We start from the raw sequence: 10287 nt of genomic DNA, 5'->3' as shown, positions 1-10287 counted from the left end.
ACATCATTGAACAGGATCACCGTTTCATCAAACGAAGGATCAGGCCCATGCTGGGATTCAAATCTTTCGCTTCAGCCGCACCTGTCCTGGCGGGCATAGAACTGGTCAACATGATCCGCAAAGGTCAATTCGCGCCCGGACTCAGTCCCTTTCAGCAGTTCGCCCAATTGGCAGGGTAAACTGCTCACCAATTCCACTGACGCTCTGCCATCTAAAAAGTTTGCGACAGAACCCAAGGGAACGCATGGCGAAAGGGCACTTTGTTCGCATCCGGCGGCGATGGCAGCGGTCTTGGTCATCTCTCATACTCTGCCTTCGCAGCGAATGGCGGCTTCGGTTGACTGCATCGCAGCATTGGAGGACCGTGTCGGATGTCAGCTCTGGGCCGTGATCGGTCGCAATAAACCACACTTGTTCTTGCGGGAAATCCGAATTTCTGCGTGAGCTATAAGCTGACGGGCGACAGTGGAATCTAGCGACTGCGAGAACATCAAACGGCGTAGTCTACCTGCGTACGGGCTGCTTCAAGGGCGGCATAAAACATGACAACTAACGCAAATTCCGGTTAGTGTTATGTATTATTGTGCTTCCACCCGCCCGCTTAACCACTGCGCAGGAGATTGGATTTGCAAGATTTGGAAAGCTGGCTGGCCGAACTTGGGTTGGAAAAATACTCCGAAGTATTTGCGAAAGCTGAGATTGATTTTGAGGTCCTGCCAAGCCTGAATAAAGACGATTTGATAGAACTTGGGCTACCGATTGGTCCTCGCCGCAAAATCATGGAAGCGGTCTCTCAAATTCAACGACATGGCGGTGGTCCTGGGAATTCTGCCGCTGATGCAAAAACCATTGAAACAACGGACTCGTCACCCGCTTCTCCCAACGATGCTGAGCGTCGCCATCTGACGGTGATGTTTGTCGATCTGGTCGGCTCAACAGAGATAGCCGAGCGTGCCGATCCGGAGGACATGCGTAACGTCATTACAAACTACCAGAACACCGTGGCCGGAGTGGTTGGGCGGCATGAAGGGTTCGTCGCCAAGTTCATGGGTGACGGAGTGTTGAACTATTTTGGCTGGCCTAGGGCAAATGAAGATGACGCGGAACGGGCAGTGCGTGCTGGCCTTGAAATCATAGATGTTGTTCGGAAAACAAAGGCACCTGACGGCACTGCTCTGGCCACTCGTGTAGGGATGGCCACCGGAGTCGTGATTGTCGGTGATCTCGTGGGCAGCGGTGCAGCGCAGGAAGCAGCTGTAGTCGGAGAAACGCCAAATCTGGCGGCGCGGTTGCAAATTGTCGCGCGCCCCAATCAGCTAGTGATGCCGTACGAAACGCGGAGGTTGCTGGGTCGTTCGTTCAAAGTGAATTCCATCGGTGAACAGACGTTGAAAGGTGTCGGCGCTCCGGTCGAGGCATTTGTTGCCGAAGGCGAGACTGCCGTCGAAAGCCGCTTTGCGGCGCGCCGGTCCGGGATTCTGACACCTATCGTCGGACGGGAACACGAGATCGAACTGGTGCTTGACCGTTGGAAGCTGGCACGTGTTGGTCAAGGGCAAATGGTCGTTGTCAGCGGCGAGGCCGGTATTGGAAAATCGCGCATCGCGCGGGCCGTAGTCGACCGCATTGCGCAGGACGATCAAACCCGCATCACTTATCAATGCTCACCGTACCATACCGATAGCGCATTTTACCCCATCATTCAGCAGTTGACCTTTGCTACCGGTATTGCGCCGACGGACACCCCGGACGAACGAATGGATAAGTTGGAGGCGCTGATCGATGCGGATCACGACACCCTGAGACTTGTTGCACCGATGCTGGGGTTGGAAGGCAGTGTGCGGTTCGGCGCGCTGAGCCTGACGCCAGCGCAGTTGCGTGCGCAAACCATGCAGGCGTTGATCCATTTACTGGAGCAACAAGCCTCTGAGAAACCCGTTCTGTTGATTTACGAGGATTTGCACTGGATCGACCCGACTTCACTTGAACTGCTCGATCTCATTCTGGACTCGATCACCGATAAACCGGTTATGGTCCTTGCCACGACGCGGCCAAGTTTTGAACATGGTTTTGGCGGACATCCGATTGTGACACGATTTGCGCTCAACAGGCTGGGCAACGAACAAATCGGGGCCATCATAGGAAAGCTGACAGATGGCAAATCGATGCCGCCCGAGATTGTTGAGATTATCGCGCAACGTACGGATGGCGTGCCACTGTTTGTTGAAGAGCTGACCAAGACAATCCTCGAATCCGGGGCACTCAAAGAGATCAAGGGCGAGCTTATTGCTGACGGTCCAATTAGCACAATCGCTATTCCAACCACTTTGCATGACAGTCTGATGGCACGCCTTGATCGGTTGCAACCGATCAAGGATGTGGCGCAGACCGCCGCCTGCATCGGGCGGGAATTCAATCATCGTCTTCTAGCCGATGTATGCCACCTGTCCGAGGCTGAACTTGGGGCCGCTCTGGATGGCTTGATCGCAGCCGAGTTGGTTTACCGGCGCGGATTGCCGCCCGAGGCAACCTACATTTTTAAGCACGCGCTTGTGCGAGATGCCGCGTATGAGAGTCTGCTGAAAGAAAATCGACGGGCGATTCACACCCGCATCCTTGCAGCCCTTAAAACCGATTCGGATATTGCGCCAGAAGTCTTGGCAACCCACGCCGAGGCCGCGGGCGAAACTGACCGGGCGATCAGTCTGTGGGAAAGCGCAAGCAAAGTTGCCTTCGCCCGGCCCGCATTTGAAGAAGCGGTACGGCACCTTAGACGCGCTTTCGCTTTGAACGGCGATATGGCGGATGCCGAAGAGCCGGAAGGCTTAAAGCGCGCCCTGAATCTACAGGTCCAGATCGCACCCATATTGCTGGCCATGCACGGCTATGCGGCAGATGAAACAACCCAAGCGTATCAAGTCGCCTTGTCACTGGCCGAGAAACTCGGAGATTCACCGCTTAGGTTTCCCGCACTCTACGGTTTGTGGGTTGGAAACCTGATGACCGGGCGACATCAGGAAGCTTTGAAAACCGCCCGTTATATCACAAGCGAAGCCGATTGTTCGGGGGTTCGCGTAAACAAAATGGCCGGTCACCGTTTGGTGGGCGTTTCCTGTTGCATGCTAGGCAATTTCTCAAAGGCTGAGGAAGAGTTTGATCTGGCGCTGAGCCTTTATGACCCCGATGAAAATGTTGGGTTCGAAAATCGTTTCGGACAAGACCCGGGTGTCGCCATTCGAGCTTACCAATCTTTAAATCTCTGGTGTTTGGGGCGAACGCAGGAATCTGGATACAAGGCAAAAACTGCTGAAGAGGCGGCGCTAAAGTCCGATCACGCAAACACGGTCGGGTATGTGCATGTGCATGTTGGATTGCGCGACTTACTGGATCGGGCGGACAAGTTGGCGCTCCGACACGCCTCAGCTCTTCGAGACATTAGTGACAAATTCGGGCTCAAACAAATGAGTGTTTATGCGGGCTCGATTGAGGCGCTGGCCGACGGAGTTGGTAGCGGCGAAGCGTGGGTTGAAAATTATGAAAGGTTTGAAAAGGGTTACAGCCGGTTAAACGCGCGCCTTTATCTGCCAATTTTCAAAAGTCTGGCTGCCTGGAAAGCGCTTCGCACAAACGAAATCAGCCTTTGTAAAACGTTTGCAGACCAAGCGCGGCTTGTTCTTGCGGAAACGCAGGAAAACTTCATCAAGAGTGATTTATTGCACCTTGAAGGTATGATTGCGTTGAAGATTGGTGAGCGCGAAGTGGCCGAGGAACGCCTCAAACAAGCTGTGGAAGTCGCCAGTGCACAACATGCGAAAAAATGGGAACTGCGTGCATCCATTAGTCTTTCAGCTCTGTGGAAGAAAAAAGGTTGGACCGAACAGGCAATCACCCTCGTTGAATCTGTCAGGAAAGACGTTGCAGATGGTGATAGTCCTGACGAGGTGGCAGCTGCCTGTAATTTGCTATCAGAAATATAACATTATCCAGCGGGTTGTGCTCTTCTCGGGCACTTGTTTCAGCTAGCTGAAATTGAAATGTATGCAAACGCGGATAATGACGGTTAGCGTCTGATAATTGAACGTTGTGTGAATTTAGGTGCCGCCGATATGTACGAGCACAGCTAACGGCGGCTTCGACAGGCTGCGTCGCAGCATCTTCGGTGACAATTGAAAGTTTGCTCTGGGCCGCCCTTGTTTGTGCGGATAGCTTACTACCCGTCAGATTTTGCGGTGCATTCTAGGTCTGGAATGAGCCCAAAACGACCAACCTAAAGTTCTCAGTCTTTTGCGTCGATCAGTTTTCGTTTGCGAGTACATCTATGACGGCGGTGAGCGCCTTGTCTTCAAGACCCGCATCCATACCTTTCTGAGCCATTTCAACGAATAGTCGCGGTAATTCGTCCCGAGCATTTAGTACCTCGAAACTGGCGAGAACATCCTCCAGGGCCGCAGCATAGGTCCGCATTGTTGCAGGTGGATCGTCGTAAGTTGCATTCGGCGCTGTTGCGGCAAAATAGTCATAGTAAGGCTTCATCATTCCCATCGAAATGGGAACAAGGTCTGAAAATGTCTTGAGCGGGATTCCGGCCTGCTTTGCGGCCAGCGCGCCATAGATCATACCCCACATAAAGCCTTGGCGAACCGTAAAAAGGCCTGCAAAAAGCGCCGCCAGCATGCCAGCTTCGTCACCAACGTGGACCGAACTGCCGCCCATAGCTTTTATGATCGAACCGTGTGCCGCCCATTGTTCAGCTGTCCCAACGACCGAAAGCACAGTTTCTCCATCTCCAATCATATGCGGATAGGCATTAATTATGCCCACCATCCATTGGCCACCAGCGTTTTCAATCAGTTGCGCCAAATCCTCCGCATCCTTCGCACCTCCGGTCGAGAGTTCAATTATGGTTTTTCCGGGCAGAACCTTCGAAGCAGCGGTCAGAAGTTCCTTTGTCTGCGGATGTGATTTAACACACGTGATTGTAACGGGGCTGGCGGAAATAGCTTCAGAAACCGTGGAAGCGGAAGTTGCCCCAGCCGAGACCAATGGCGTCGCCTTTTCGGATGTCCTGTTCCAAACGGTTATTGACCGACCCGCCTTCATCTGCGCACGTGCGAGTTCCGAGCCCATGGCGCCTAACCCAATAATTGAAATATCCGTCATGCTCATCTCCTTAAATAATTACACCGAAGGCTTCGATTTTCCCGCCTCCGTAACTGGTCCTAATCGGGTCATCCTAATCCTAGCTCGCATGGATATGCTAAACCTTTCTACGGCAAACCCCATCGGCGGACAGCGCGCTTAAAACAGACTGCCTCAGCCTGGGTAAACTCACTCGGAAACCAAACCTTCGTCTCGGGTGAAACTCACCGCTTTTTAGTTCAACAAGGGTCGATCTGACTTCTGCCGCGGCAATGGGCTAACGGCAGCAAAGCGGGCTGCGGCTGCAGAATCTGAAGGCCTCGCTCGAGGTCGGCTTTGGGCCGTTTTTGCGAATCTTGAATATGTGGCATTCTTGGTGTTGGGCGATATCAGTCAAATCTTGCTTCAGATTTCGCGCCCACGACCTGGGAGGAGCCAGCTATGAATCTGAGACCTGATCCTACATTTCACGCAACCCCGAAACTCGCCATGGAGGCACCAGCGGAAACGCTTGCCTTCACATTGATGCTCAGCCCGGACGGTTCCGAACCCGATGGGCTGGCAGTCATAGATGTTGATCCAAAATCGAAGACTTACGGTCAGATTGTTCATCAGCTCATCATGCCCAACAAGGGTGATGAGTTTCACCATTTCGGCTGGAACGCCTGTTCCTCTGCGCTTTCACCGCTGACCGGGCATGCGTTTCTCGAACGTCGTTATCTGATCATTCCGGGCATTCGGTCTTCGCGTATCTATGTGGTCGATGTAAAAGAACCGCTTAAGGCAAAGATACACAAGATCATTGAGCCTGAGGAAGTATTTGCCAAAACAGGATACTCTCGCCCGCACACGATCCATTGCGGCCCGGAGGGTATCTATGTTTCGACGCTCGGTGGGGGCGGCGAAGATGGCACGGATGGACCGCCGGGTATCTTCATCATGGATTGCGAGACCTTCGATATCCTCGGTCGTTACGAGATGGACCGGGGCGAGCAAGACAAACACTACGATTTCTGGTGGAATCTGCCACGCGATTACATGGTAAGTTCGGAATGGGCACTTCCGCCTCAGTTCGAGAACGGTATTGTCGCGGAAGATCTGCTATCCAACAAGTACGGTCACAAGATCCATTTCTGGAATCTGCGCGAACGCCGCAACGTCCAGACCGTTGATTTTGGCGAAAATCACCAGATGGCTTTGGAAATCAGACCGGCTCATGACCCGGCAAAAGACTATGGTTTCTGCGGCGTCGTTGTCGATACAACAAATCTGCAGGGTGCGATTTTCACATGGTGGCAAAAGGACGACGGATCTTTTGAGGCGAAAAAGACGATCACTATTGATCCACGGCCCGCGAAGGCCGAGAACCTGCCGCCACTTCTGCAGGGGTTCGAGGCAGTACCGCCGCTGGTAACGGACATCGATCTTAGCCTCGATGACAAATACCTATATGTCTCCTGTTGGGGGCAGGGCGAAATGCATCAATACGACGTCTCCGATCCGATGAAGCCCAAGCTGACCGGGAAGGTGGAGATCGGTGGAATTGCTCGGGGTGAGAAACATCCAAATGGCAAAGCGTTCGCTTATGGTCCGCAGATGGTGGAGATAAGTAGGGACGGCAAGCGTGTCTACTGGACCAACTCTCTTTATTCGACATGGGACGATCAATTCTACCCTGACGATGAGGGTGGTCAGATGGTCATGGCCAATGTTGGAGAAAACGGCGGTTTGGAACTGGATAAAAACTTCTATGTAGAGTTTCCAAAGGGCTACCGCAGCCATCAAATCCGCTTGGAAGGCGGTGACTGCTCGACCGACAGTTTCTGCTATCCGTCTGTCTGACGAGTGAACGGGCTAGACACGGCAACGGCCCTGTGGTGGGCCGTTGTCGCCTCGGGAATCTATCATGGGATCAACCCCGGAATGGGTTGGCCCTTGGCGGTTTCTGCCGCCTTGATGGACAAAAACCACAACAGCCTTTTTAAGGCGTTGCTCGCTCTGACGACAGGGCACTTACTGGCAATGGCCGCGATCCTGTTTCCTTTCACAGCCCTTCTTTTCCTGGCAGAATGGCAACGTGAAATTCAGATCGGTGCGGCGTGTCTTGTAATTGGGCTCGGCCTTTATCTGGTTTTCAATCGCCGCCATCCGCGCTTTCTCGCTCGTGTTCCACCGTCTCGACTTGCGCTGTGGTCCTTTCTGGCTGCGACGGCGCACGGCGCAGGCTTGATGCTCGTTCCAATCTATCTCGGCATTTGCCGCACAATCGCCTCCGGCTCCGGTCACGCTGCCACCTCTGATCTGATGGCTGGAAACGCCAAAATTGCTATTGCTGTCGCCCTTGCTCACACGCTGGCAATGACCGTCTCAGGCGCTGTGCTTGCTTATGGTGTCTACCATTGGCTCGGGCTGCGGTTTCTATCTAAAAGCTGGTTCAACCTGGACATGGTTTGGGCGCTGAGCCTAATCCTTGTCGGGGCGATCTCGCTTATGTTCGTTCATTGAGACGATGATTTCGACCTGCACCTCGCCGGTTTTCGACTTCTGCAGCATCCGCAGTTTCGACAATGCCTCCTCCCTTTTGTGCTTCGAATGTCGGCATTGAACCCAACACATGGCCAACAAGCGAGCAAAGGTGGAATGGTCTGGAATGCGGTCGGTCAGGTCGAGACGGCAAAATGCGGATGTTCGCAGGACCGGTTGAGCGGCCCTGCGAACTGCGAGTTCGACAATAAGATACCCAGCAGATCACTCACGCCATCGGGGGCTTGTCGTGACAATTGAATTGCCTATGGGCTCTTCGCCTGCCAGAAGCGTAGCAAGTTAAGATTTTGCTCGGCGTCGTGCAAAAACAGATTCAACGCCCGGAACACCGGAAATTGTTGAAACTTGGATGGGTTCGGCTTTAGCTCACCGGTTGAAGTCACAAGGGCCGCAGTAAACGTGGATTTCTTCAGTATCACAGTTTCCTTTTTAGTTTATTTATAAATACTTACGACTGCTGCCGGGTGGCGGTGATAACCACGTCACGAATGTTCACGCCTTGGGGCTGCGTGTACATGAAAGCGGCAGTGCGAGCGATGTCGTCAGCAGCCAAGGCACCGCCCATGGCGTCTTTCCAGTCCTGATAGCCGTCGATAATGTCCTGACTGGTTGTGTGACCTAGCAGTTCAGTTTCAACGGCGCCAGGGCAGATCGCCATCACACGAACACCGCTGTCGGCGACTTCTTCGCGTACGTTTTCACTGATGGCTGACACTGCAAATTTGGTGCCAACGTAAGCAGCATGGTTCGGGAAAGACTTTTTCCCAGCGATCGAACTGATGTTGATGATTGTGCCGCCGTTGCGCGCCTTCATCTCGCTCAAAACAGCTTGCATACCATTGAGCAGGGCCATGACGTTCACGTTGAACATATTTTGCCACTCGCCTGGGCATTGAGTGTCAATCTGGCCTAACAGCATGACGCCTGCATTGTTGATCAGACAATCAACAGGACCGTATTTGGCTTCGGCTTCCTTGATCGCGGCGCGAAACCCGTCGGCATCGGTCACGTCAACTTTCCGGCACATTGCATCAGGCAGGTTGAGAGCCTCGATTTTTTCGATACGGCGAGCGACCAGCAATAGCGGATGACCAGCCTCGGAAAAGCGCTTCGCCGTCGCGGCTCCAATGCCGGAACTCGCACCAGTGATGACGACGAGTGGTTTGTTTGTATCAGTCATAATTGAATCCCCGCTTCAGTGTTTCGATGTGAGGCATAAATGCCGCCGGCGGGTGGGTTTTGGAATGATCGAAGATGTCGTAGATTTGCATAATCCGATCAAAATGGCTGTCTCAGCATTGCGATTTTGAGGAAAAAACATCCTAAACTGATCACTACCTGAAACGGGGTGCTAATGATCAATCTAAAAAAACTCTCGGAAACTTATGGCTTTCAACCCGGGGCGGGTTACGTTGAGACATTGATTGATCCGGTGCGTTTCTTCTGGTCGACTGAACCGGTTCCCCGCGCACCGCTGATATACAAAGCGGGGCTGGTTCTCATCCTTCAAGGAAGCAAAACCGGGTATCTTGGGGATAGGGTTTTCCAATACGATCCGGATCAATACTTGGTTCTAACGGTGCCGCTGCCTTTTGACTGCGACACAAACGCGACCCCAGACAATCCATTGCTTGGTCTCTTTATCGACATTGAGCATACCGAACTGCTTGAGATGATCGGGGTGATGGAATTTGACACCAAAGTTCCATCAAAAGCGGTCTCACTTGGCGTTGCTCCCGCACAGCTTCATCGGGAAATGCGAGATGCGGTGTATCGTTTGACAGATGCCTTGTGCTCTCCTGCAGCCAGCAAGGCGATAGGGGGCGGAATTATTCGAGAAGTCCTTTTTCACGCACTGAAAGGGCCTCATGGGAACGCACTTCGTGCGCTTGCACAGTTGGATTCGCACTCGGAGCGCATCGCGCGGAGTATCACGCATATCCGCGAACACTATGCTGAACCGATGACGGTTGACGCATTGGCGCAAAAAGCCGGAATGAGCGCACCGGTGTTTCATCGCGCCTTTCGGAATATGACGGGATCGTCGCCGATGCAATACCTCAAAGCCACGCGCCTCAACCGTGCCAAAGGCCTCATAGTTGCCGAAAGTCTCCCTATAGGGGAAGCGGCGCGTCAGGTCGGGTATGAAAACGCGGCCCATTTCAGCCGCGAGTTCAAAAAGCATTTTGGCGTCAGTGCGCGACAGGCTAAAGTTGCAGGCTACATGCCTATAGACATCTGAAAAAACATTGACGGGGTCCAAGCTTGACTACATTCTTGCTCGGTGTAGTGACGTGTGCTTCATATAAAGTAGCCAAGCCTAAAGGTTCATCAGGTGCATATGCGCCTGCACCCCGGGTCGAAAGCAGCGCAAGGCCACCATGAAGGGTTGTGTCGCAAACTATTAGAAGAACCAGTGTCAGCGAGGATCTGGACACACTTATCCTGCGATCTCGGCAAACACCCTAAAACCTGATGTCGTTGCACTGGGGAATTGCCGTTTTCGGATCATTTTGGCAACTTCAATGCCGTCCAGCGTTGCGGATGCGGTAGCGAAGGATTTGAACCCACACATGTGCCGCAATCGCCGTTTGATAAACCGGT

Annotated in this window: 7 protein-coding genes and 1 pseudogene; 5 read left to right on the top strand and 3 right to left on the bottom strand. The window is 53.1% G+C overall.

The genetic code is table 11. The features are described from left to right. Both ACR0KW_RS23815 and ACR0KW_RS23810 read left to right on the top strand, forming a co-directional pair. Positions 1-179: DDE-type integrase/transposase/recombinase (locus ACR0KW_RS23815; protein WP_480807245.1), on the top strand; the 179-nt coding region annotated here is incomplete at its 5' end. A gap of 447 nt (positions 180-626) precedes the next feature. Continuing rightward, positions 627-3977, top strand: a complete 3351-nt coding sequence (locus tag ACR0KW_RS23810; protein ID WP_480807244.1) for an AAA family ATPase — start codon at positions 627-629, stop codon at positions 3975-3977. 316 nt (positions 3978-4293) lie between these two features. Here the strand turns inward: ACR0KW_RS23810 and ACR0KW_RS23805 are convergent, their stop codons facing one another. Continuing rightward, entirely contained in the window at positions 4294-5166 is an 873-nt protein-coding gene (locus ACR0KW_RS23805; RefSeq protein ID WP_480807243.1) for an NAD(P)-dependent oxidoreductase, read from the bottom strand. A 414-nt stretch (positions 5167-5580) separates the two neighbouring features. Here ACR0KW_RS23805 and ACR0KW_RS23800 point away from each other — a divergent pair, with 414 nt between their 5' ends. Both ACR0KW_RS23800 and ACR0KW_RS23795 read left to right on the top strand, forming a co-directional pair. Further along, positions 5581-6981 carry a selenium-binding protein SBP56-related protein gene (locus tag ACR0KW_RS23800; RefSeq protein ID WP_480807242.1) on the top strand — a complete coding sequence of 467 codons (1401 nt, stop codon included), beginning with the start codon at positions 5581-5583 and terminating at the stop codon, positions 6979-6981. 3 nt (positions 6982-6984) lie between these two features. Next, on the top strand, positions 6985-7644 hold the full coding sequence (locus tag ACR0KW_RS23795; RefSeq protein ID WP_480807241.1) for a hypothetical protein: 660 nt from the start codon (positions 6985-6987) through the stop codon (positions 7642-7644). A 487-nt stretch (positions 7645-8131) separates the two neighbouring features. Here the strand turns inward: ACR0KW_RS23795 and ACR0KW_RS23790 are convergent, their stop codons facing one another. Then, a complete protein-coding gene (locus ACR0KW_RS23790; protein ID WP_480807240.1) occupies positions 8132-8863 on the bottom strand; it encodes an SDR family oxidoreductase in 732 nt (243 codons plus the stop codon). Between the two features lie 174 nt (positions 8864-9037). Between ACR0KW_RS23790 and ACR0KW_RS23785 the strand changes: the two genes are divergently transcribed. Further along, positions 9038-9925 carry an AraC family transcriptional regulator gene (locus ACR0KW_RS23785; protein ID WP_480807239.1) on the top strand — a complete coding sequence of 296 codons (888 nt, stop codon included), beginning with the start codon at positions 9038-9040 and terminating at the stop codon, positions 9923-9925. Positions 9926-10123: 198 nt separating this feature from the next. Here ACR0KW_RS23785 and ACR0KW_RS23780 read toward each other — a convergent pair. Then, positions 10124-10287: pseudogene (locus ACR0KW_RS23780) on the bottom strand (IS6 family transposase); the annotation flags it as partial.

Source organism: Ruegeria sp. CG11 (assembly GCF_056537245.1).
The sequence above is the reverse complement of the archived record's forward strand: the minus strand, read 5'-3'. Positions and strand labels throughout refer to the sequence as shown.